A 22,151-nucleotide genomic window follows, 5' to 3' on the forward strand; every position below is an offset into this window, starting at 1 on the left:
CCGGGGTCGTGGTGCGGCCTAGATCCGGAAGAGTCCCGTACCGCGCGCCCGGTCGTGGAGTCCGCGCTGGTCCGCGTCGATGATGAGGGCCGGGATCACGAGGCACAGGAGCACGCTCCGGATGATCGCGGTCAGGTAGCCGGCAGGCTTCCCGTCCAGGGTCTGCACCTGCATGCGGAGGATCCGATGCCCGATGCTGTACCCGAAGAAGCCGACGAACAGGATCTGTTCGACGAGGAAGAGGTACAGCGTGGCGAAGGAGTCGTAGTCGAAGAACGCCGCCGAGATCAGCGAGCAGATCACCCAGTCGATCAGGAGCGCCGCAGCCCTCGGGCCGAAGCGGGCGATCGACCCCGGGCCGGATTCCGGGCGCCCGAGCCGCTGGCCGGGCCACTGCTGATCGCCCGACGGAGGAGGGCCTTCCATCCACGAGCCGATGTCATCTCTGTTCACCACGCCTCCAGCGTACCGGGCGGTGAACCACGGCATTATGCCCCCGCGCGCAGGAACGCGCTAGGGTGGGAAGAGCACTTCCCCCCATGTAACGTCCCGGAAACAACGGCGACACCAGCGAGAAACTGCCCGCTCCTACAGTTGGAACGAGATGACGGCAGTGTCCCACTCCGTCGGAGCTCGTGACTTCCCGCGCGGTGCAGGGGCACGCGCTGGCGCCCGGTCTTTCCCCCAGCCCTGTGATAGGAGCATGAATCGATGTTTAAGAATGCGGACGAGGTCCTCAAATTCATAGCCGACGAAGACATCAAGTTCGTCGACGTACGGTTCACCGACCTGCCCGGCGTGCAGCAGCACTTCAACGTCCCGGCCAAGACGGTCGACGCGGACTTCTTCATCCACGGCCAGCTCTTCGACGGCTCCTCGATCCGCGGCTTCCAGGGCATCGCAGAGTCGGACATGCAGCTCATCCCGGACCCGACGACGGCTTTCGTCGACACGTTCCGCACCGAGAAGACCCTCGCGCTGAACTTCTCCATCGTCAATCCGCGCACCGGTGACCCCTACCACCGCGACCCGCGCAGCGTCGCCGAGCGCGCCGAGGCCTACCTGTCCTCCACCGGCATCGCGGACACGGCGTTCTTCGCCCCCGAGGCCGAGTTCTTCATCTTCGACAACGTGCAGTACGAGTCCTCCCCGCAGGGCAGCTTCTACAAGGTGGACTCCATCGAGGCGCCCTGGAACAGCGGTCGCGAGGAGATCGGCGGCAACCTCGGCAACAAGACGCCGTTCAAGGGTGGCTATTTCCCGGTGTCCCCGGTCGACAAGCAGGCCGACCTGCGCGACGCGATCTGCGTCGAGCTCGACAAGGCGGGCCTCGAGGTCGAGCGGTCCCACCACGAGGTCGGCGGCGCCGGCCAGGCCGAGATCAACTACAAGTTCACGACGATGACCCACGCTGCGGATGACCTGCAGAAGTTCAAGTACATCGTCAAGAACGTCTCGAACGCATGGGGCAAGTCGGCCACCTTCATGCCGAAGCCCGTCTTCGGCGACAACGGCTCGGGCATGCACTGCCACCAGTCCCTGTGGAGCGACGGACAGCCGCTGTTCTACGACGAGCGCGGCTACGCCGGCCTGTCGGACACGGCCCGCTGGTACATCGGCGGCCTGCTCAAGCACGCCTCCGCCGTCCTGGCGTTCACCAACCCGACGGTGAACTCCTACCGCCGCCTGGTCAAGGGCTTCGAGGCCCCGGTCAACATGGTCTACTCGCAGGGCAACCGCTCCGCCGGCATCCGCATCCCGATCACCGGGTCCAACCCGAAGGCCAAGCGCATCGAGTTCCGCGCGCCGGACCCGTCGTCGAACCCGTACCTCGCGTTCGCCGCGCAGCTCATGGCCGGCCTCGACGGGATCAAGAACCGCATCGAACCCGCGGACCCCATCGACAAGGACCTCTACGAGCTTCCCGCCGAGGAGGCCAAGGACATCCAGAAGGCTCCCGGCTCGCTCGAGGAGGCTCTCCTGGCCCTCGAGGCGGACAACGAGTTCCTGCAGGCCGGCGACGTCTTCACGCAGGACCTGATCGACACATGGATCGAGTACAAGCGCGAGATGGAGATCAAGCCCCTCTCGCTGCGCCCGAACCCCTACGAGTTCGAGCTCTACTACGGCGTCTAGTCGGATCCGCGACTGAACGGGTTTCGGTCCGCGAGGAGTCCGTACGGGCGGTCGGCACTTCGGTGCCGACCGCCCGTACGGACTTTCCTTTTGCCCGGAATCACCGCCGGCCCGTGGCGGAACAATTGTTCCGCCGACAATTCAGGTCGGCACGAGGACGGCACATCGCGAGCCGAAGTGAGGTCGCACCCCGAGACCATGAATTCAACGCCCCAGGACGGGATGCAGATGCTCACTCTCGATCGCGACGCGGGCCTGAGCGGAAGCCGCTTCGAGGGAATCTGCAATTGACGCGCCGCGCAGGGTCGCGCCCAGGAAGCCGGCCATGAAGGCATCGCCCGCACCGTTGGTGTCCACGACGTCGGCGGGAGAAGCAGCAACGTCGTGGCGCGTCCCGTCCGCTTCCAGCGCTATCGCACCCTGTGCCCCGCGTGTACAGACCGCCAGGCGGGGCCCTCGTGCAAGGCAGGAGCGCATGAGTTCCCAGGGATCGTCCGTCCGGTCGTCGTTCATGAAGACGGCGTCGGCCGCCCCCAGGAACGGCTCGTGGAAGGCGGACGATCCGTCGTAGTCGTGGAGGTCCATCCAGAGCGGTGTCTGCCCATGCCCGCCGCGTTCGAGCACCGACAGGCCGAGCTCGCTCAGGTCGATCACGGCGAGATCCGCCGCTCCCACGCTCGCCACGGCGGCGTCGACGTCGTCCTCCGCCGGCGTGGACGGCACCGAAACGTAGAGGGACACCCGGCCACCACCGTCCGTCATGAGGTTGACGTGGCGCTCCGTGCGCTCCGATGCAATCGCCTCGACGGTGACGCCGGCCAGGGTCAGGGCATCGCGTACCCGCCCGCCGGCTTCGTCCGCGCCGACGGGAGCGCACAGGCGCACGTCGATGCCGAGATCCGCCAGGTGCAGGGCCTTCCCCGCTGACGTGCCTCCGACCGTGTGCCAGGAGCGCCGCGCGAACTGCATGTGCGGAACGGGCTCCGGGAGGTGATCAAGGAGAATCAGGTGGTTCCACGAAGCGGGGCCACAGATGACGACGATCGGACGAACGGACATCATCGCAGCCTAGCGCGCGCCCCGTTCACACCCTCCTGTCCGAAGAACCCCGAAAGACCTGTCGTAGCCGGGAAGAATGCGAAGGCCTGTCGATATCCGAAGAAAGACCGAAGCATTACCGCAATTCCACGGTACCGGTGGAAATACGTGGCAGACTGCCGGAGGCGTCCAGAGGGGACGGTCATTACTTTCGGGGACACCATGAACATCAGATCGGGACTTGTCGCTGTCCTGGCCGCCGGCCTTCTCTTCACCGGCATCGCCGCTCCGGCCGACGCGGGAGCGACGTACACCACCACTCTTCGCGCCGCGGCCCGGGCCCTCCCGGTAGCCGCCGAGAACAATGTCGGCTACGACCGGAACCGTTACTTCGGTGGCTGGCTCGACCAGGACAAGGACTGCCAGAACACCCGCGCCGAGGTCCTCGTCACCGAGTCGAAGGCCGCGCTCTCCTATACGACGGCACGCCGCTGCACTGTCGCCACGGGCCGCTGGACGACGACCTTCGACAACAAGGTCCATACCTCGGCGTCCACCGCGCAGATCGACCACACCGTCCCGGTGGCCGAGACCTGGGGGTCGGGGGCGCGGAAGTGGACGCAGGCACGCCGTGTCGCGTTCTACAACGACACCGGCTACGCAGGAGCCCTCAACGCCCAGACGACGCTCCTGAACCAGCAAAAGCAGGCCAAGGGTCCCGAGGACTGGATGCCGCCGAAGAATCAGTGCTCGTACCTCGCGCAGTGGATCACGGTGAAGGCACGGTGGGGCATGACCGCGGACTCGCGCGAGAAGGCGGCGCTCGTGCGCCTGGCGGACCAGTGCGCTGCCACGAACCTCGCGATCACGAAGTACTGACGTCCCGGCCGGACCGGGACGCTAGTACCCGTAGAAGTGGCGCTCGAAGATGCTCCGGCTGCGCCGTGTCATCCGGAGGTAGTCCTCCTCGAGGTGGGAGCCGCTGTCCGGGCCGTAGCCGCACCAGCGCGCCACCGCCTCGAGGTCGCGGCGTGAGGACGGCAGCAGATCGGACCCGCGGCCGCTCCAGATGACGTTGGCCCCGCGGATGCGGGTGGCCAGGGTCCAGCTGCCGCGCAGGATCGCGACGTCCTCGGCCGGCACGAGCCCCTCGGCCTCGATCACGTCCAGCGCCGCGAGCGTGGACTGCACGCGCAGGGCCGGGACCGCGTGTGCGTGCTGCAGCTGGAGGAGCTGCACGAGCCACTCGACGTCGCTGAGCGCACCGCGTCCCAGCTTCAGGTGCCGCGACGGGTCGGCTCCGCGCGGGAGCCGCTCCGCTTCGACGCGCGCCTTGATGCGCCGGATCTCGCGGACGTCGGTCTCGGCCAGCTCCCGCGGGTACCGCACCGGGTCGATGAGCTCGAGGAATTCGGCGGCCAGGCCGTCGTCGCCGGCGAGGGGCCGGGCCCGCAGGAGCGCCTGCGCCTCCCACACGAGGGACCAGCGGCGGTAGTACTCGCGGTAGGAGCCGATGGAGCGCACCATCGGACCCTGCTTGCCCTCAGGGCGGAGGGCGGCGTCGATCTCCAGCACCCGCTCGGCGAGCACCGCCGGCTTGCAGGGCTGCGTGAGCAGCGCGACCAGCCGGGCCACGATCGTCTCCGCCTGCTTCTGGGCCGCCGCCTCGTCCGCGCCGGGCCGCGGCCGGTGGACGTAGATGACGTCGGCGTCGGACCCGTAGGTGATCTCGCGGCCGCCCTGGCGTCCCATCGCCATGACGACGACGTCGGTCAGCTGCTCGGCCCCCGCGAACACCTCCTTCTCCGCCACGTGCAGTGCCCCGAGGACCGCCGCGCGGTCGGCGTCGGACAGCGCCTCCCCCACCTCCGCCTGGGTCAGCAGGTTCGAGCTGTCGGCGATGGCGATCCGCAGCAGCTCACGCCGCCGGATGAGGCGGATGAGGCGGATGGCGTCCTCCGGCTCGGGGTGCCGCGACATCTTCGACTGGATCTCGTGCCACTGGGCCTCGAAGGTGTCCGGGACGAGCTCGGCATCGGCGCCGAGCCACTGCGTCGACTCCGGCGACACCTCCAGGAGGTCGGTGATGAACCGGCTGCTCGACAGGACGGTGCAGAGCCGCTCCGCGGCGGCGTTGGAATCGCGCAGCATGCCCAGGTACCAGTGGCTCTCGCCGAGCGATTCGCTCAGCCGGCGGAAGCCGAGGAGCCCGGCATCGGGATCCACGCCGTCGGCGAACCAGCCCAGCAGGATGGGCAGGAGCTGCCGCTGCAGCAGGGCCCGACGCCGGAGCCCGCCCGTGAGCGCCTCGATGTGGCGCATCGCGCCCCGCGGATCCTGATAGCCGAGCGCCGCGAGCCGCGCCTGGGCCGCTTCCGCCGTGAGCTGCACGTCCTCGGGCCGGAGCGTCGCCGCGTTGTTGAGCAGCGGCCGGTAGAAGATCGATTCGTGGAGCCGTCGGACGAGCCGCCGCGTGGACTGCCACTTGGCGTGGAGGCTCTGGGCGCTCGGGCGCACCGTCACCATGCACCCCTCGGAGGACCGCGCCAGGGCGCGCAGCGACGTCTCGTCCTCGGGCATCAGGTGGGTCCGGCGCATCTGCATGAGCTGGATCCGGTGCTCGAGGACCCGCAGGTACCGGTAGGCGTCGTCGAGGTCCATCGCGTCGGAGCGTCCCACGTACCCGGCGGCGCTGAGGGCGGCGATGGCGGAGACGGTGTCGCGCACCCGCAGCGACCCGTCCAGCCGGCCGTGGACGAGCTGCAGCAACTGCACGGTGAACTCGACGTCGCGCAGGCCGCCCGGACCGAGCTTCAGCTGGCGGGCCTCCTCGTCGCGAGCGATGTTGTCCGTGACGCGGCGGCGCATGGCCCGGACGCCCTCCACGAACCCTTCCCGCTGCGACGACGCCCAGATGAGCGGGGCGATGGCCTCCTCGTACCGCCGGCCGAGGTCGGCGTCCCCCGCGGCGGCCCGGGCCTTCAGCAGGGCCTGGAACTCCCAGGTCCTCGCCCACCGCTCGTAGTAGGCCACGTGCGACTGCAGCGTCCGTACGAGCTGGCCGTCCTTGCCCTCGGGCCGGAGGTTCGCGTCGACCTCCCACAGGGCGGGCTCCGGCCCGGACGAGTAGACGCCCCGGGACATGCCGGACGCGAGCCCCGTCCCGATCCGCGTGAGCGTCGCGTCCTCGAGGTCCTCCCCCTCCACCACGTAGACGACGTCGACGTCGGAGATGTAGTTCAGTTCGCGGGCGCCGCACTTGCCCATCGCGATCACGGCGAGCCTGACCCGGGCGACGACGTCGGGCCCGTACACCTCGCCCAGTTCGGCGCGGGCGACGGCGAGGGAGGCCTCCAGGGCGGCGGTCGCGAGGTCCGCGAGCTCACGTCCGACGACGGGCAGGTAGTCGACGGGGATGCAGTGGCCGAGGTCGCGGACGGCCAGGTCCGTCAGGAGCCTCCGGTAGGCGACCCGCAGCCGGCAGTAGGCGTCGACGCCGACGACCCCCGCGACGGGGTTGGCCGCCGCCGGGTCGGCGTCGACGGAACGGAGCAGCTCCGCGCGCACGTCCTCGGGTGCGACGACCGGCGGTGTCGCGGGCCGGGACCTCACCACGTCGAGGTGCTCCGGGTGGCGCATGAGGAACTCCCCGAGCGCCTCGGAGGCGCCCAGCAGCCGGAACAGGAGGCCGCGGCGGCCCGCGTCCGCGAAGGCCGCCGCGACCGCCGTGCGGTCCACGGCCGTGAGCCTCACGAAGGACTGCAGCGCCATGTCCGGGTTGGCGGCCACGGCCAGACCCGCGAAGAGATCGTCGTCGTCGAGGCCCTCGAGTTCCGGTGCGTCCAGGAAACGCCGGCTCTTCTCGAGGTCCGTGAAGCCGTAACTGATCAACTTGCGGTTGAGGCTCATGTCCCAACCCTAGCCATCTCCCCGGGCGCTCCTTAAAGGATGTTGAGGTTCCGGCGCAGCTCCCAGGGGGTCACCTGGATGCGGTAGTCGTGCCACTCGGCGCGCTTGTTCCTCAGGAAGTTCTCGAACACCTGCTCCCCCAGGATGTCCGCGACGAGCTCCGATTCCTCCATGACGCGGATGGCGTCGTGCAGGCTGGCGGGCAGCGGGTCGTGTCCCATGGCGCGGCGTTCGGCGGCCGTGAGGCTCCAGACGTCGTCCTCGGCGGCCGGCGGAAGGTCGTAGCCCTCCTCGATCCCCTTCAGACCTGCGCCCAGGAGCACCGAGTACGCGAGGTAGGGATTGCTGGCGGAGTCGATGCCGCGGTACTCGATCCGCGCCGACTGGCCCTTGTTGGGCTTGTAGAGGGGGACGCGGACCAGGGCGGAGCGGTTGTTGTGGCCCCAGGACAGGTAGCTCGGCGCCTCCCCGCCGCCCCAGAGCCGCTTGAAGGAGTTCACGAACTGGTTGGTCACGGCCGTGAACTCGGGCGCGTGCCGGAGGATGCCCGCGATGAACTGGCGCGCGGTCTTCGACAGCTGGAACTCGGCGCCGGCCTCGTAGAACGCATTCGTGTCACCCTCGAACAGGGAGAAGTGGGTGTGCATCCCCGACCCGGGGTGCTCGGAGAAGGGCTTCGGCATGAAGGTCGCGTAGCTGCCGGAGGTCAGCGCGACCTCCTTGATGATGGTGCGGAACGTCATGATGTTGTCGGCGGTCTGCAGCGCATCGGCGTAGCGCAGGTCGATCTCGTTCTGCCCGGGACCCGCCTCGTGGTGGCTGAACTCCACCGAGATGCCCACCGACTCGAGCATGGCCACGGCCATCCGCCGGAAATCCTGGGCGACGCCGCCCGGGACGTGGTCGAAGTAGCCGGCCTGGTCCACCGGCACCGGCTGGCCGTCCGCCCCCGGTTCGGCGGACTTCAGCAGGTAGAACTCGATCTCCGGGTGCGTGTAGCAGGTGAACCCCATGTCGGCGGCCTTCGCGAGGGTCTTCTTGAGGACCCCGCGCGGGTCGGCGGTGGACGGCTGGCCGTCGGGGGTGAGGATGTCGCAGAACATCCGGGACGTCTGCTCCTTCTCCCCGCGCCACGGCAGGATCTGGAACGTGGACGGATCCGGCTGGGCGAGCATGTCCGACTCGTACACGCGGGCGAGCCCCTCGATGGAGGACCCGTCGAACCCGAGACCCTCCTCGAACGCCCCTTCGACCTCGGCCGGCGCGAGCGCCACCGACTTCAGGGAGCCGACGACGTCGGTGAACCACAGCCGTACGTAGCGCACGTCCCGCTCCTCGATGGTGCGCAGTACGAACTCCTGCTGCCGGTCCATGACAACCTTCTTCCTCGAATCGATGCCCGGACCGCTCGGTCGGGGCGGCAGGCCGTGCCTGCCCGGGACGTTCCGCCGCGGCGCCCGTGGACGCCCGCGGCCCGCCTCCGGCACACGCCGTCCTCACTCTACTGATCCGCGGGCACGGAACGGGTGCGGCGGCGCCTCGCCATTGTCGCGCGCCCGTGTTAACGGCCGGTTACGGTGTGGCGCGCGGTTCCCGGGGACCGGACCGGCGGAGCGCCGTCCGATAGTCTCGTGTCATGACTTCCGCCGAACTGCCCGCCCCCTACGGAGCGGGCGCAGGCACGACGCCGACCCCGCCGGCCGGTACCCCGCCTGTCCCCCCGACCGGTCGGATCCGCATCCGCCACCTGCAGCAGGCCAAGGAGAACGGCACGCGCTTCGCGATGCTGACGGCGTACGACCAGTACGCGGCGCAGGTGTTCGACGAGGCCGGCATCGAGGTGCTCCTCGTCGGCGATTCGGCGGCCAACAACGTCCTCGGGCACGCCACCACGCTGCCCATCACGCTGGACGAGATGATCCTCTTCAGCCGGGCGGTCAGCACCGCGGCCCGGCGGGCCCTCGTCGTCGCCGATCTGCCCTTCGGCAGCTACGAGGTCTCCTCCCAGCAGGCCGTGGAGTCCTCGGTGCGCCTTTTGAAGGAGGGCCTGGTGCACGCCGTGAAGATGGAGGGCGGGGCCGAGTACGCGGACACCGTCCGGGCGCTGGTCCGCGCGGGCATCCCGGTCATGGCCCACATCGGCTTCACGCCGCAGAGCGAGCACGCCCTGGGCGGGTACCGCGTCCAGGGGCGCGGGGACGCGTCGCAGCGCATCGTCGAGGACGCCGTCGCCCTCGCCGATGCCGGGGCGTTCTGCGTCCTCATGGAGATGGTGCCCACCGAGACGGCCGACGCCGTCGACGCCGCGGTGCGCGTGCCGACGATCGGCATCGGGGCCGGGCCGGGCACCACGGGCCAGGTGCTGGTCTGGCAGGACATGGCCGGGCTGCGCGGCGGCCGGCAGGCGAAGTTCGTCAAGCAGTACGCGGACGTCCGGACCGTCCTCGCGGATGCCGCCCGCGCCTACGCGGACGACGTCCGGGCGGGCACCTTCCCCGGCCCCGAGCACACGTTCTGACCCGGGCGGCTCTAGGAGTCGTCGTCCCGGTCCCAGGCGTCGTTGCGCTGCTGGACCTTCTCGAGGGCCTTCTCGGCCTCGGACCGCGTCGCGTACGGGCCGATCAGCTGCGACCAGTCCGACTGCCGGTCCTCCTCGACCTCGTGCGTGCGCACGTTGAACCAGTACTCCGTCATGCCGACCTCCTCCGTCCGGGCGCGGACCGTGTCGTCCGCGGGCCGGTACGGCACCGTCTTTCGGCTACCGGCCGGCGCCCACTATAAGATCAGGGTATGCCCCAGACTTCCGCAGCCGCGCCCCTTGGGACCCTGACCCCCGGCACCATCTCCCCCCAGCGTCCCGTTCCCCGCAGTATTCCGCGCCCGGAGTACGTGGGCCGCACCGCGCCGGCGCCCTTCACCGGATCCGAGGTGAAGACGCCGGAGACGATCGAGAAGATCCGCGTGGCCGGCAGGATCGCCGCGCAGGCGATCGTCGAGGTCGGCCACCACGCGAAGCCCGGCGTGACCACCGATCACCTGGACCGGATCGGCCACGAGTTCCTCCTCGATCACGGCGCGTACCCCTCCACCCTCGGGTACCGGGGGTTCCCGAAGTCGCTGTGCTCGTCGCTCAACGAGGTCATCTGCCACGGCATCCCGGACTCCACGGTGATCGAGGACGGGGACATCCTGAACATCGACATCACGGCCTACAAGGACGGGGTGCACGGCGACACGAACTACACCTTCTGCGTCGGCGACGTCGACGAGGAGTCCCGACTGCTCGTCGAGCGTACGCAGGAATCCCTGAACCGTGCGATCCGCGCGGTCGCGCCGGGCCGGGAGATCAACGTCATCGGCCGCGCCATCGAGTCCTACGCGAAGCGCTTCGGTTATGGTGTTGTCCGTGACTTCACCGGGCACGGCGTCGGCGAGGCGTTCCACACCGGCCTGATCATCCCGCACTACGACGCCGCCCCGGCGTACAACCGCGTGATCGAGCCGGGGATGGTCTTCACGATCGAGCCGATGCTCACGCTCGGGACCGTCGACTGGACCATGTGGGCGGACGACTGGACCGTGGTCACGAAGGACCGGAAGAGGACGGCGCAGTTCGAGCACACTCTCCTGGTCACCGATCGCGGCGCGGAGATCCTGACCGTCCCGTAGCACCCGTGCAGCCCACCTGTGTGCGCTGTGCCACGACCATGTCCGGTTCGCGCCGGACGACGCCCCCATCCGTCAAGAGAGAATCATGGCCAAGGACACCGACAAGAAGAAATCGAAGAAGCTCCCCGCCACGGTCATCGGCGTGGACATCGGCGGCACGGGCATCAAGGGCGGCATCGTCGACCTCGAGAAGGGCGTGATCGTCGGTGAACGGTACCGGATCCCGACGCCGAAGCCGTCCACGCCCGAGGCCGTCGCCGAGGTGGTCGCCCAGATCGTCACGGAGCTCTCCTCCCGGCCCGAGGGCCCCGCGGCCGACGTCCCGGTCGGCGTCACCTTCCCCGCGATCATCCAGCACGGCATCGCCCGGTCCGCGGCGAACGTCGACAAGAGCTGGGTCGACACCGATGTCGACGGCCTGTTCAGCAAGGTCCTCGGCCGGGACGTCCACGTGATCAACGACGCCGACGCCGCCGGCCTCGCCGAGGTCCGCTACGGGGCCGGCAAGGGCAAGATGGGCACGGTCCTGGTGATCACCCTGGGCACGGGCATCGGCTCCGCGTTCATCTTCGACGGCAAGCTCGTCCCGAACGCCGAGCTCGGCCACCTCGAGATCGACGGGCACGACGCCGAGACGAAGGCGTCCGCCGTCGCCCGTGAGCGTGAAGGGATCGACTGGGACGAGTACGCCGTCCGCCTCCAGCGCTACTTCTCGCACGTGGAGTTCCTCTTCTCGCCCGAACTGTTCATCGTGGGAGGCGGCATCTCGAAGCGGAGCAGCGAATACCTGCCCTCCCTCCAGCTGCGCACCCCGATCATCCCGGCGCAGTTGAAGAACCACGCCGGGATCGTCGGTGGGGCGCTCCAGGCGGCCCTGCTCTCCACCCCGAAGGCCTGACCACCGGGGCCCAGGACCACAGAAGCCCGGTACGGATCCGATCCGTACCGGGCTTCTCTCGTCCGGAGGTGGAACCGGTGGTGGCGTCGGCTTCCCCTCCGCAGCCACCACCGGCGTCTATGGGGCGCTAGTGCGCCGTCAACGGGCGCTGCAACCCGGTGGGGACGCGCTGCCCGGTGTCCTCGTTCTGCCGCCGCAGCGTCCCGATGGCCTCCTCGAAATCGTCGAGGGACTCGAAGCCCTGGTACACGCTGGCGAAGCGCAGGTAGGCGATCTGGTCGAGCTGGCGGAGCGGCTCGAGGATGGCGAGCCCCACCTCGTGGGCGTCGATCTCCGCGACGCCGCTGGCCCGGATGTTCTCCTCGACCTCCTGCGCGAGCAGGGCGAGATCGTCCTCGGTCACCGGGCGGCCCTGGCACGCCTTGCGGACGCCGTTGATGATCTTGGACCGGCTGAACGGCTCGCCGGCCCCGGAGCGCTTGATGACACTGAGGGTGGTGGTCTCCACCGTGCTGAAACGGCGGCCGCACTGCGGGCACTGACGGCGGCGGCGGATGGCCGAACCGTCATCGGCGAGGCGGCTGTCGACGACCCGGGAGTCGGCGTTGCGGCAGTACGGACAGAACATGACTCCCCTCCCGCTCGGTGGGCGGTCCCAACAACCTGCCAGGATCAGTCTAGAACTACATGTAGTGAAACAACAACACTGTAATTACCAGATGTAGTGGAGATCGCCGGAGTGGGGCGGGCAGCGGCTCAGGTCGCGGAGGCCTCGAAACGGGCGGCGACGGCCTCCCCGTGCGCGGGGAGGTTCTCCGCCTCCGACAGCGAGAGGATCGAGGCCGCGACCTCGTGCAGGGCGTCGCGGTCGTAGTGCACGAGCTGGACGGCGCGCAGGAAGGTCGTCACGTTGAGACCGGAGGCGAAGGCGGCGGTCCCGCTGGTGGGCAGGACGTGGTTGGACCCGGCGCAGTAGTCCCCGAGGCTCACCGGGCTGTACGCGCCGATGAACACGGCGCCCGCGTTGCGGATGCGCGCGGCCACCGCGGCGGCGTCGGCGGTCTGGATCTCGAGGTGCTCGGCGGCGTAGGCGTCGCACACGGCGATCCCGTGCTCGACGTCGTCGACCAGGATCACGCCGGACTGCGGCCCTGACAGGGCGGTCCGCACCCGCTCGGCGTGCCGGGTCCGGGCGGCACGGACCGCGAGGGCGTCGACGACGGCGGCCGCGAGGACCTCCGAGTCGGTCACGAGGACGGACGCCGCCTGGGGGTCGTGTTCCGCCTGGCTGACGAGGTCCGCGGCGATGAGGTCGGGGTCGGCCGTCGCGTCGGCGAGGACGGCGATCTCCGTGGTCCCGGCCTCCGAGTCGATGCCCACCCGGCCGCGGACCAGCCGCTTGGCCGTGGCCACGAACACGTTGCCGGGGCCGGTGATGACGTCCACGGGATCGATGTCCCGTCCTGTCCCGGAGTCGTCCCGGACGCCGTAGGCGAGGGCGGCGACGGCCTGCGCGCCGCCCATGGCGTACACCTCGGTGACGCCGAGCATGGCGGCGGCGGCGAGGATGGCGGGGTGCGGCCAGCCGCCGAACTCCTTCTGCGGGGGCGAGGCGAGGGCGATCGACCCGACGCCGGCGGCCTGGGCGGGCACGACGTTCATGACCACGGAGGACGGGTAGACGGCCAGCCCGCCCGGCACGTAGAGGCCCACGCGGTCCACGGGGATCCACTTGTGCGTCAGGTGCGCCCCGGGCGCGACCTGCACCTCGACGTCGCCGGGCGCCTGCGCGCCGGCGAAGACCCGCGCCCGCCGGATGGCCTCCTCGAGGGCGGCCCGGACGCCGTCGTCGAGGCCGGCGAGGGCGGCGGCGATGACGTCTGCCGGCACCCGCGGGTGGTCCTGCTCGACGCCGTCGAAACGGAGGGCGAGGGCGCGGAGCGTCTCGAGGCCGCGGGCGCGGACGTCGTCGATGATCGCCTGGACGGCGGCCTCGGAGGACCGGGCATCCGCCGCGGCCCGCGGCATGGCACTCTTCAGCTCACCCGCCGACAGGCTCCGGCCGCGCAGGTCGATGGTGCGGAAGTCGACGGTCGATGACGTGCTGGACGGTGGATTCACCCTGAGAGTCTATCGGGAGTGCCGCCGGGGTCCGTCACGGTCGCCTGGCTCCTCAGGCCGGGCGGCGCGCGAGTCCGATGAGGGCCGTGAGGAAGATGATGAGGGCGGCGACGCCCGGCCAGATGGCGAGGGCACCGTAGGAGTGCAGGAGGAAGTCGGAGCCGGGCAGCCCGTCCTGGTCGTGCGGTCCGAGCAGGTAGGCGAGGCCCTCCCCGACGGCGAGGGCGAGGAGGGACCCGAGGACCGATCCGCCGACGGCGGCCAGGATCCGTGCCACCGCGGCGGGCAGCGCGAGCCGGAGGGCGACCACCGCGCCGACGGCGATGCCCGCGACGAGTTCGAGGCCGGCCAGGGTGAGGTCCCGGAGCAGCCACTGGTCGGCGGAGGACGGGTCACCGAACAGGCGCCCAGTGGGAGCGAGCAGCCACCACGCAGCACCCAGGACGGCGCCCAGGAGGATCGTGGACCCCAGCCACCAGAAGACGCCCGCGGGCGGCACCGATCGCCGGTCCTCGGCCACGGAGTAGACGGGGGGCGGGTAGGTGCTCGGTCCGGTGGCCGGACCCTTGCTGGCGCGCATGACTTCTACATTAACAAACCGGTCCGCGTCCGGGGTGCGGGCCTAGGGTGGTGGAGTCCGACGCCCGACGATCCCCGGAGGAACCCCGTGAGCACCCCAGGCACCGCAGCGCCGGTCGCGACCCCGCCCATCGACGCGCACGCGGAACATTTCCGCGAGGTCTTCCGCCGACACGCGGCCGGCGTATCCATCATCACCGCCACCTACGACGGCGTCCCCTACGGCTTCACGGCGACGTCCGTGGCGTCGCTGTCCGCCGACCCGCCGCGCTTCACGTTCAACATGGCGCGCTCCTCGTCCTCCTGGCCGGCGGTCGCGAACACGAGCTTCGTGGGCGTCCACATGCTGAGCACCGAGAACGAGGGCCTGGCGAACCGTTTCGCGCGGACGAAGGACCGCTTCACCGGCGACCACTGGGAGCCGGGGCCGGAGGGCGTCCCGATCCTCCGGGACGTGGCCGGCTGGCTCGTGGGGCGCATCAGCATGCGGCTGTCCTTCGAGAACAACGCCGTGGTCGTCGCGGAGGTCGTCGCCGGGAGCATCGGCCCCGACGGCGCCCCCCTGCTGTACCACGGCGGCAGCTACGGGACGCCGACGGCCACCGACTACGTCATCTGACGCGGGCCGGGCCGGGCGGAGAGCCGGGAGGCCCGGCCCTGCTGGTCAGGCGTCGAGGCAGGCCGGCCCGAGCAGGACCTTCAGGTCCCCGAAGAGGCCCGGCGTGGGGCTGACGCGCAGGTCCACGCCCAGCTTCATGACCTCGACCTTCCGTGACCCGTTGAGCCGGATCAGCACCTCGCTGGTGCCCGGGTGGGTCCTCAGCACGTCGCCGAGCGCCGTCACGGCGGTCTCCGTCGCCTTGTGCTGCAGCATGGAGATCACCACCGGTCCCGAGTGGCCCTCGCTGAGGTCCGGCACGGTCAGTTCCTGGGCGTTGAGCATCACCGCGCCGTCGTCGCGGCGCTGCAGGCGGCCGCGCACGACGACGATGAGGTCCTCCGCCAGGACCCCGGAGATGGGCCCGTACACCTGCCCGAAGAACATGACCTCCATGGAGCCGGCGAGGTCCTCGACCTCCGCCCGGGCGTAGGCGTTGCCGCTGTTCTTCGCGATCCTGCGCTGCAGCGAAGTGATCATGCCGGCGATGGTGACGATCGCGCCGTCGGCCGGTCCCTCCTCGCTGATGATGGACGGGATGGAGGAGTCGGCGTGCTGGCTGAGGATGCCCTCCAGTCCCTGGAGGGGGTGGTCCGAGACGTACAGGCCGAGCATGTCCCGTTCGAAGGACAGCTTGTCCTTCTTGTCCCACTCGGGCAGGTCCGGTACCTCGACGGACAGGCCGCCCACGGCGGCACCGGCGTCGTCGAACGCGCTGAAGAGGTCGAACTGGTTCGCCGCCTCGTTGCGCTTGAGGACGATCACGGAGTCCACGGCCTCCTCGTGGATCATCGCGAGGGCCCGCCGCGGGTGCCGGAGGGAGTCGAAGGCGCCGGCCTTGATCAGGGATTCGATGGTGCGCTTGTTGCACACGACGGCGGGCACCTTCTGCAGGAAGTCGCTGAAGGAGAGGAACGCCCCCTTCTCCTCCCGAGCCCCCACCATGGCGCCGACGACGTTCGCGCCGACGTTGCGGATGGCGCCCATGCCGAAGCGGATGTCCTTGCCGACGGGGGTGAAGTTGACGCTGGACTCGTTGACGTCCGGCGGCAGGACGGTGATGCCCATGCGGCGGCACTCGTTGAGGTAGATCGCCAGCTTGTCCTTGTCGTCGCCCACGCTCGTGAGCAGCGCGGCCATGTACTCGGCCGGGTAGTGCGCCTTGAGGTACGCCGTCCAGTAGGACACCAGGCCGTACGCCGCGGTGTGCGCCTTGTTGAAGGCGTAGTCGGAGAAGGATTCGAGGACGATCCACAGCTTGTCCATCGCGGCCTGCGAATAGCCGTTGGCCTTCATGCCCGCGAAGAAGTCGGCCTGCTGCTTGTCCAGCTCCGACTTCTTCTTCTTGCCCATCGCTCGGCGGAGCATGTCCGCCTGGCCGAGCGTGAAGTTCGCCAGCTTCTGGGCGGCGCTCATCACCTGCTCCTGGTACACGATGAGGCCGTACGTGCCGCCGAGGATCTCCTCGAGCGGACCCTCGAGCTCGGGGTGGATGGGCTCGATGTCCTGGAGGCCGTTCTTGCGCAGCGCGTAGTTCGTGTGCGAGTTCACGCCCATCGGGCCCGGCCGGTACAGCGCCAGGACGGCGGAGATGTCCTCGAAGTTGTCGGGGCGCATGAGTTTGAGCAGCGACCGCATGGGGCCGCCGTCGAGCTGGAACACGCCGAGGGTGTCGCCGCGCGCCAGGAGTTCGTAGGACTCCCTGTCGTCGAGTTCGAGGTCCTCGAGGACGAGGTCGGTGTCCTTGTTGGCCTTGATGTTCTCGACGGCGTCCGTGATGATCGTCAGGTTCCTCAGGCCGAGGAAGTCCATCTTGATCAGCCCGAGCCCCTCGCACGTGGGGTAGTCGAACTGCGTGATGATCTGGCCGTCCTGCTCACGGCGCATGATCGGGATGATGTCGATGAGCGGGTCGGAGGACATGATGACGCCGGCGGCGTGCACGCCCCACTGGCGCTTGAGCCCCTCGAGGCCGAGGGCCGTCTCGAACACCTTCTCGGAGTCGGCGTCGGTCTTCAGGAGCTCGCGCAGCTCCTCCGCCTCGGAGTAGCGCTTGGCGTTCTTGTTGTGCACGTCGGCCAGCGCGAGGCCCTTGCCCATGACGTCCGGCGGCATGGCCTTGGTGAGCCGCTCCCCCGTGGAGAACGGGTAGCCCATCACGCGGGAGGAGTCCTTGAGCGCCTGCTTGGCCTTGATGGTGCCGTACGTGACGATCATGGCCACGCGCTCGTCGCCGTACTTCTCGGTCACGTACCGGATGACCTCGGCGCGGCGCCGGTCATCGAAGTCGACGTCGAAGTCGGGCATGGACACGCGCTCGGGGTTGAGGAAGCGCTCGAAGATCAGGCCGTGCTTGAGGGGGTCGAGGTCGGTGATGCGCATCGCGTACGCCACCATGGACCCAGCGCCCGAACCGCGGCCCGGACCCACCCGGATGCCGTTGTTCTTCGCCCAGTTGATGAAGTCGGCGACGACGAGGAAGTAGCCGGGGAAGCCCATCTGGGTGATGACGCCGACCTCGAACTCGGCCTGCTTGCGGACGTCGTCGGGCACTCCGGCCGGGTAGCGGTACTGGAGGCCGGTCTCGACCTCCTTGACGAACCAGGACTGCTCGTTCTCCCCCTCCGGGACGGGGAACCGGGGCATGTAGTTGGCCTTGGTGTTGAACTCCACGTCGCAGCGCTCGGCGATGAGCAGCGTGTTGTCGCAGGCCTCCGGGTAGTCGCGGAAGATGGCGCGCATCTCGGCGGGCGACTTCAGGTAGAACTCGTCGGCGTCGAACTTGAAGCGCTTCGGGTCCGCCAGCGTGGACCCGGACTGGACGCACAGCAGGGCCGCGTGGGCCTTGGAGTCCTCGGCGTGGGTGTAGTGCAGGTCGTTGGTCGCCACGAGCGGCAGCCCCAGCTCGCGGGCGAGTTTGATGAGGTCCGCCTTGACGTTCCGCTCGATGTCCAGCCCGTGGTCCATCAGTTCGCAGAAGTAGTTCTCCGCCCCGAAGATGTCGCGGAAGTCGGACGCCGCCTGCTTGGCCTCGTTGTACAGGCCGAGCCGGAGCTTGGTCTGCACCTCGCCGGACGGGCAGCCCGTGGTGGCGATGAGGCCCTTCCCGTAGGTCTGCAGGAGGTCGCGGTCCATGCGGGGCTTGTAGAGGTAGCCCTCGAGGGAGGCGAGCGAGGACATCCGGAACAGGTTGTGCATGCCCCCGGTGGTCTCGGACCACAGGGTCATGTGCGTGTACGCGCCGGCGCCGGAGACGTCGTCGCGCCCGCCGCCGCCCCACTGCACGCGGGTGCGGTCGTTCCGGGCGGTCCCCGGGGTGAGGTAGGCCTCGACACCGATGATGGGCTTGATGCCCGCGCTGGTGGCCTTGTTCCAGAAGTCGAAGGCCCCGAACACGAACCCATGGTCGGTGGTCGCGAGGGCCTTCATGCCGAGTTCCTCGGTGTGGCTGAAGAGGTCCGTCAGCCGGGCCGCACCGTCGAGCATCGAGTACTCGGTGTGGTTGTGGAGGTGGACGAACGAATCTGTTGATGCAGGAGTAGCCACCCCCCGAGTGTAGTGCTCCCCGGCCCTGCGGCGGGCCCCCGGGCGTGTCGCCCGGGAGCCCTGCGGCGTGTCAGACGAGGCCCTCGGACAGGGCCGTCAGGGCGTACGCGAGGTCCACGGGATAGGGGCTGCTCACGGTCACGGGCTCCCCCGTCCGCGGGTGCGCGAAGCCCAGGCGGTGGGCGTGGAGCCACTGCCGGGTGAGGCCCAGTTCCGCGGCCAGGCGCGGGTCCGCCCCGTAGGTGAGGTCCCCCGCGCAGGGGTGGCGGAGGGCGGAGAAGTGGACGCGGATCTGGTGGGTCCGGCCTGTCTCGAGGTGCACCTCGACGAGGCTCGCCCGGCCGAAGGCCTCGAGCACCTCGTAGTGCGTCACGGAGTCCCGCCCGCCCTCCATGACCGCGAACCGCCACTCGTGGTGCGGGTGGCGTCCGATCGGCGCATCGATGGTGCCCTTGAGCGGATCCGGCAGTCCCTGCACGACGGCGTGGTAGACCTTGTCCACCGTGCGCTCCTTGAAGGCGCGCTTCAGGGCCGTGTAGGCGGGTTCGGTCTTGGCGACGACCATCGCCCCCGAGGTCCCGACGTCGAGCCGGTGGACGATCCCGACGCGCTCCGGGGCGCCCGAGGTGGAGATGCGGTAGCCGGCTGCGGCGAGGGCACCCACGACCGTGGGACCCACCCAGCCGGGCGACGGATGGGCGGCGACGCCCACGGGCTTGTCCACCACCACGAAGTCGTCGTCGTCGAGGAGGATCCCCATGCCGTCGACCGCCTCGGGGATGACGCGGTGCCGGTCCTCGGGGTCCGGCAGGTCGACGTCGATGCGGTCGCCGGCGTGGACGCGGTCCGACTTCGCCAGCCGTGCGCCGCCGCGCAGCACCCGCCCGTCCGCGCACCACTGGGCGACGGCGGTGCGGGAGGCGTCCAGCAGCCGGGCGAGGGCGGCATCCGCCCGCTTCCCGGCCTCGGAGGCGTCGATGACCAGCTCCCGGCGGTCACCTGCCACGATCGTCCCGATCCTGTGCCGGACCGGGCCGGTCCGTGAGGGTCGTGGGCTTCGCCGGCTCCGTCGGTTTCACAGGGTCCGCCGGGTCCGTCGGGTCCGTCGGCTCGCCGTCCCGGCGGCCGTCGAGACCGATGCCCCGCAGGGTCAGGATGCAGATGAGGGTCACGCCGCTGACGACGGCCGAATCGGCGATGTTGAAGATGGCGAAGTTCGGCAGGGCGATGAAGTCCACCACGTGGCCCTGCCCGAACGAGGGTTCGCGGAGGAGGCGGTCGGTCAGGTTGCCGAGCGCGCCGCCGAGGACGAGTCCCAGCGCCACCGACCACCCGCGGGAGGCGACCTTCCTCACCTGCAGGAGGAGGGCGACGGAGACGACCACCATGATGATCGTGAAGACCCAGGTGTAGTCCGTCCCGATCGAGAAGGCGGCGCCCGGGTTGCGGAAGAAGCGCCAGCTGAGCAGGGGCGGGAGGACCGGCGTGACCTGCCCCTCGGTCATGGTGGACACGACCCACCACTTGGTGAGCTGGTCGGCGGTGTACACGATCAGGGCGCACGCGAGCATCGTGAGTGCGTACCGCACCGGGATGCGGCGCGCGGGTCCCGGCGCGGTCGCCGGGGTGCTGTCCGCTGGGTGCGGCGGGTCGCCGTCGGGTTCGGGGGTGGTGTCGGCGGGCTGGTGCTCGTTCACGGTCCATCCAGGGTGTCGGCGCTGTGGGGTCTGGTGTCAGGGGTCCGGCACGGGGCGGGATCCCGGGATCGGGTGCCCTGACGACGGAAGGGCCGGTTCCCGGGGCGTGTGCCCCGGGAGCCGGCCCTTCCGCTGCTGCCCCGACGCGGGTCGGGGCGGGGTGTCCCGCTAGGAGGTGGCCTCGGTCGCGAGCGAGTCGCGGGTATCGAGCTCGCGGAGCTGGCCCTCGATGTAGGCCTTCAGGCGCGCACGGTAGTCCCGCTCGAAACCGCGGAGCTGCTCGACCGTCTGCTCAAGGACCGTCTTCTGCTCCTCGAGGTCCCCGAGGGTCTTGCGGCTCTTCTCCTCGGCGTCGTCGACGAGGCCGGTGGCCTCCAGCTGCGCCTCGGCGATGATCTTGTCGCGCTGCTCGACGCCCGCGTTGACGTATTCGTCGTGCAGTCGCTGCGCCATGGCGAGGACGCCGGCGGCGGATTCCGCCGACGTCACGGCGGGCGCCGGGGTCACGGCGACCGGCGGGATCGCCGCAGGACCGTTCTCGTCGTCGGCCTGGGGTGCGGCTGCCTTCTCGTCGGTCGCCTTCACGGCGTTCGGGCTGGCCGCGACCGGAGCGGGAATGGCGGTGGTCTGCGAGGCGTCGGCGGACTCCTCGCCGAGCCTGCGGCGCAGGTCCGCGTTCTCGGCGAGCAGGCGCTTGAGTTCGACCACGACCTCGTCGAGGAAGTCGTCCACCTCGTCCACGTCGTAGCCCTCGCGGAACTTCGTCGCCTGGAACCTCTTGTTCAGAACGTCTTCTGGCGTCAGAGCCATGGGGTCACCTCATACTGATAGACGCCGGCCCGCCGACTGGCGGTGCTGGCTGCGGTACTGGATTGTGGACATGAACCGCTGGACTCACGTCGGACTGTGCTTCAGCGTATATCTTCGCGCTGGTCTTCACCGACACCGATCCGGCCGTTATCGTGCGAGGTTCGCCGAGACGGACATCAGGATCAGCACGACGATGAACAGCACCAGGAACGCGAGATCAAGCTGTACGCCGCCGAGGCGCAGCGGCGGGATGAGCCGGCGCAGGGCCTTGATGGGCGGATCGGTCGCCGAGTAGATGCCCGAGGCGAGCACCAGCGCCGACTTCTGGGGGCGCCAGTCGCGGGCGAAGCCCTGCACGGCGTCATAGACGATGCGCAGGATCAGGGCGAGCTGGAACAGCATCAGTACCAGGTAGATGAGGGCGAATACCAGACTCACAGAGCAGTTTCAGTCCTTCGTGCCTTGGAGGGTCTTCCGCGACCGGAGGGCCGCAGCTCAGCTCTGGTTGAAGAAGCTGGTCTGTCCTTCGCTGGCCTTCAGGTCCTCGCCGAGTACTTCAATATACGACGGCGAGAGCAGGAACACCTTATTCGTGACCCTCTCGATACTGCCGTGCAGCCCGAACACGAGGCCTGCGGAGAAGTCGACGAGGCGCTTGGCGTCGGCCTCCCCCATATCGGTGACGTTCATGATCACGGGGATGTTGTCGCGGAAGCTCTCGCCGATGAGCTTCGCATCGTTGTAGGAGCGGGGGTGGATCGTGGTGATCTGGCGGAGGGCGGAGGCGTCCTCGCGGGACGACGGCGCACGCTTGATCGGGGTGACCGGGGCCCGGTACTCCTCGGCCGGGGCCACGCGTATCGCGGCCGGAGCCGGCTCGAGGTGACGCTCGTCGCGATCGTAATCCACCGTGTAGTCCTCGTTCCTGCTCTGCGCGTTCTTCGGTTCGGGCTCGTAGTGCTCGTCACCGTCGGCGAGCCCAAGGTAGATCATCGTCTTGCGCAGTGCGCCGGCCATGGTGACTCCTGTCCTGAAAGTGGATCGGTAGGTTCGGGGTTGTGCCACAGACTACCAACCCGGTGCCCGTCGT

The 22,151-nt window shown here is 69.6% G+C and carries 20 protein-coding genes; 6 read left to right on the plus strand and 14 right to left on the minus strand.

Annotation, left to right across the window (positions count from 1 at the left end):
* Positions 1-18 precede the first annotated feature (18 nt).
* Positions 19-456: an RDD family protein gene (locus tag C4K88_RS06050; RefSeq protein ID WP_104120710.1), complete on the minus strand. Its 438-nt coding sequence runs from the start codon at positions 454-456 to the stop codon at positions 19-21.
* Between the two features lie 255 nt (positions 457-711).
* Between C4K88_RS06050 and glnA (C4K88_RS06055) the strand changes: the two genes are divergently transcribed.
* A complete protein-coding gene (gene glnA, locus C4K88_RS06055) occupies positions 712-2,136 on the plus strand; it encodes a type I glutamate--ammonia ligase (protein ID WP_104120711.1) in 1,425 nt (474 codons plus the stop codon).
* A gap of 204 nt (positions 2,137-2,340) precedes the next feature.
* On the opposite strand, the gene C4K88_RS06060 is transcribed toward glnA (C4K88_RS06055), so the two are convergent.
* Positions 2,341-3,195: a carbohydrate kinase family protein gene (locus C4K88_RS06060; protein WP_104120825.1), complete on the minus strand. Its 855-nt coding sequence runs from the start codon at positions 3,193-3,195 to the stop codon at positions 2,341-2,343.
* A gap of 201 nt (positions 3,196-3,396) precedes the next feature.
* On the opposite strand from C4K88_RS06060, the gene C4K88_RS06065 reads away from it, so the two are divergent.
* Positions 3,397-4,053, plus strand: a complete 657-nt coding sequence (locus C4K88_RS06065) for a GmrSD restriction endonuclease domain-containing protein (RefSeq protein WP_104120712.1) — start codon at positions 3,397-3,399, stop codon at positions 4,051-4,053.
* Positions 4,054-4,074: 21 nt separating this feature from the next.
* On the opposite strand, the gene C4K88_RS06070 is transcribed toward C4K88_RS06065, so the two are convergent.
* Together C4K88_RS06070 and glnA (C4K88_RS06075) are read right to left on the minus strand one after the other, a co-directional pair.
* The gene (locus C4K88_RS06070; protein WP_104120713.1) at positions 4,075-7,083 is read right to left on the minus strand and encodes a bifunctional [glutamine synthetase] adenylyltransferase/[glutamine synthetase]-adenylyl-L-tyrosine phosphorylase; all 3,009 of its coding nucleotides are present in this window, start codon (positions 7,081-7,083) and stop codon (positions 4,075-4,077) included.
* Between the two features lie 32 nt (positions 7,084-7,115).
* Positions 7,116-8,456, minus strand: a complete 1,341-nt coding sequence (gene glnA / locus C4K88_RS06075) for a type I glutamate--ammonia ligase (RefSeq protein WP_104120714.1) — start codon at positions 8,454-8,456, stop codon at positions 7,116-7,118.
* 263 nt (positions 8,457-8,719) lie between these two features.
* On the opposite strand from glnA (C4K88_RS06075), the gene panB reads away from it, so the two are divergent.
* Positions 8,720-9,601 carry a 3-methyl-2-oxobutanoate hydroxymethyltransferase gene (gene panB / locus C4K88_RS06080; RefSeq protein WP_104120715.1) on the plus strand — a complete coding sequence of 294 codons (882 nt, stop codon included), beginning with the start codon at positions 8,720-8,722 and terminating at the stop codon, positions 9,599-9,601.
* 11 nt (positions 9,602-9,612) lie between these two features.
* Here the strand turns inward: panB and C4K88_RS06085 are convergent, their stop codons facing one another.
* Positions 9,613-9,777: an SPOR domain-containing protein gene (locus C4K88_RS06085; protein ID WP_146065630.1), complete on the minus strand. Its 165-nt coding sequence runs from the start codon at positions 9,775-9,777 to the stop codon at positions 9,613-9,615.
* A gap of 96 nt (positions 9,778-9,873) precedes the next feature.
* Here C4K88_RS06085 and map point away from each other — a divergent pair, with 96 nt between their 5' ends.
* Complete coding sequence (gene map, locus C4K88_RS06090) at positions 9,874-10,752, plus strand: type I methionyl aminopeptidase (protein WP_104120717.1); 879 nt, start codon at positions 9,874-9,876, stop codon at positions 10,750-10,752.
* A gap of 85 nt (positions 10,753-10,837) precedes the next feature.
* A complete protein-coding gene (ppgK, locus tag C4K88_RS06095; RefSeq protein ID WP_104120718.1) occupies positions 10,838-11,650 on the plus strand; it encodes a polyphosphate--glucose phosphotransferase in 813 nt (270 codons plus the stop codon).
* 127 nt (positions 11,651-11,777) lie between these two features.
* On the opposite strand, the gene nrdR is transcribed toward ppgK, so the two are convergent.
* From nrdR to C4K88_RS17715, 3 genes are all read right to left on the minus strand, one after another.
* Positions 11,778-12,278: a transcriptional regulator NrdR gene (gene nrdR / locus C4K88_RS06100; RefSeq protein WP_104120719.1), complete on the minus strand. Its 501-nt coding sequence runs from the start codon at positions 12,276-12,278 to the stop codon at positions 11,778-11,780.
* 128 nt (positions 12,279-12,406) lie between these two features.
* Complete coding sequence (gene hisD, locus C4K88_RS06105) at positions 12,407-13,771, minus strand: histidinol dehydrogenase (protein WP_241521729.1); 1,365 nt, start codon at positions 13,769-13,771, stop codon at positions 12,407-12,409.
* A 52-nt stretch (positions 13,772-13,823) separates the two neighbouring features.
* Entirely contained in the window at positions 13,824-14,351 is a 528-nt protein-coding gene (locus tag C4K88_RS17715) for a hypothetical protein (RefSeq protein ID WP_104120720.1), read from the minus strand.
* 129 nt (positions 14,352-14,480) lie between these two features.
* On the opposite strand from C4K88_RS17715, the gene C4K88_RS17720 reads away from it, so the two are divergent.
* A complete protein-coding gene (locus C4K88_RS17720; protein ID WP_104120827.1) occupies positions 14,481-14,969 on the plus strand; it encodes a flavin reductase family protein in 489 nt (162 codons plus the stop codon).
* A 45-nt stretch (positions 14,970-15,014) separates the two neighbouring features.
* Here C4K88_RS17720 and dnaE read toward each other — a convergent pair whose 3' ends face one another.
* The 6 genes from dnaE to C4K88_RS06145 all read right to left on the minus strand — a co-directional run bounded on the left by dnaE (position 15,015) and on the right by C4K88_RS06145 (position 22,078).
* A complete protein-coding gene (gene dnaE / locus C4K88_RS06120) occupies positions 15,015-18,554 on the minus strand; it encodes a DNA polymerase III subunit alpha (protein ID WP_277621636.1) in 3,540 nt (1,179 codons plus the stop codon).
* 70 nt (positions 18,555-18,624) lie between these two features.
* Positions 18,625-19,560: an RluA family pseudouridine synthase gene (locus C4K88_RS06125; RefSeq protein WP_241521730.1), complete on the minus strand. Its 936-nt coding sequence runs from the start codon at positions 19,558-19,560 to the stop codon at positions 18,625-18,627.
* Positions 19,550-20,251 carry a signal peptidase II gene (lspA, locus tag C4K88_RS06130; RefSeq protein ID WP_438502328.1) on the minus strand — a complete coding sequence of 234 codons (702 nt, stop codon included), beginning with the start codon at positions 20,249-20,251 and terminating at the stop codon, positions 19,550-19,552. The genes C4K88_RS06125 and lspA overlap by 11 nt, the downstream gene beginning before the upstream one ends.
* 168 nt (positions 20,252-20,419) lie before the next feature.
* Positions 20,420-21,061 carry a DivIVA domain-containing protein gene (locus C4K88_RS06135; protein WP_104120722.1) on the minus strand — a complete coding sequence of 214 codons (642 nt, stop codon included), beginning with the start codon at positions 21,059-21,061 and terminating at the stop codon, positions 20,420-20,422.
* Between the two features lie 147 nt (positions 21,062-21,208).
* Positions 21,209-21,499 (minus strand): YggT family protein, encoded by a 291-nt coding sequence (locus C4K88_RS06140; RefSeq protein WP_104120723.1) that lies wholly within the window; start codon positions 21,497-21,499, stop codon positions 21,209-21,211.
* 57 nt (positions 21,500-21,556) lie between these two features.
* A complete protein-coding gene (locus C4K88_RS06145) occupies positions 21,557-22,078 on the minus strand; it encodes a cell division protein SepF (RefSeq protein WP_104120724.1) in 522 nt (173 codons plus the stop codon).
* Positions 22,079-22,151: the final 73 nt, after the last annotated feature.

Origin of the sequence: Arthrobacter pityocampae (assembly GCF_002927275.1) — a bacterium.
In the GTDB taxonomy this organism is placed as follows: Bacteria; Actinomycetota; Actinomycetes; order Actinomycetales; family Micrococcaceae; genus Arthrobacter_D; species Arthrobacter_D pityocampae.

Excerpts from the sequence above, each read along its gene's own strand:
- glnA (WP_104120711.1), top strand. The coding sequence starts at position 712 with ATGTTTAAGAATGCGGACGAGGTCCTCAAATTCATAGCCGACGAAGAC.
- C4K88_RS06060 (WP_104120825.1), bottom strand. The coding sequence starts at position 3,195 with ATGTCCGTTCGTCCGATCGTCGTCATCTGTGGCCCCGCTTCGTGGAAC.
- C4K88_RS06065 (WP_104120712.1), top strand. The coding sequence starts at position 3,397 with ATGAACATCAGATCGGGACTTGTCGCTGTCCTGGCCGCCGGCCTTCTC.
- C4K88_RS06070 (WP_104120713.1), bottom strand. The coding sequence starts at position 7,083 with ATGAGCCTCAACCGCAAGTTGATCAGTTACGGCTTCACGGACCTCGAG.
- glnA (WP_104120714.1), bottom strand. The coding sequence starts at position 8,456 with ATGGACCGGCAGCAGGAGTTCGTACTGCGCACCATCGAGGAGCGGGAC.
- panB (WP_104120715.1), top strand. The coding sequence starts at position 8,720 with ATGACTTCCGCCGAACTGCCCGCCCCCTACGGAGCGGGCGCAGGCACG.
- C4K88_RS06085 (WP_146065630.1), bottom strand. The coding sequence starts at position 9,777 with ATGACGGAGTACTGGTTCAACGTGCGCACGCACGAGGTCGAGGAGGAC.
- map (WP_104120717.1), top strand. The coding sequence starts at position 9,874 with ATGCCCCAGACTTCCGCAGCCGCGCCCCTTGGGACCCTGACCCCCGGC.
- ppgK (WP_104120718.1), top strand. The coding sequence starts at position 10,838 with ATGGCCAAGGACACCGACAAGAAGAAATCGAAGAAGCTCCCCGCCACG.
- nrdR (WP_104120719.1), bottom strand. The coding sequence starts at position 12,278 with ATGTTCTGTCCGTACTGCCGCAACGCCGACTCCCGGGTCGTCGACAGC.
- C4K88_RS17715 (WP_104120720.1), bottom strand. The coding sequence starts at position 14,351 with ATGCGCGCCAGCAAGGGTCCGGCCACCGGACCGAGCACCTACCCGCCC.
- C4K88_RS06135 (WP_104120722.1), bottom strand. The coding sequence starts at position 21,061 with ATGGCTCTGACGCCAGAAGACGTTCTGAACAAGAGGTTCCAGGCGACG.
- C4K88_RS06145 (WP_104120724.1), bottom strand. The coding sequence starts at position 22,078 with ATGGCCGGCGCACTGCGCAAGACGATGATCTACCTTGGGCTCGCCGAC.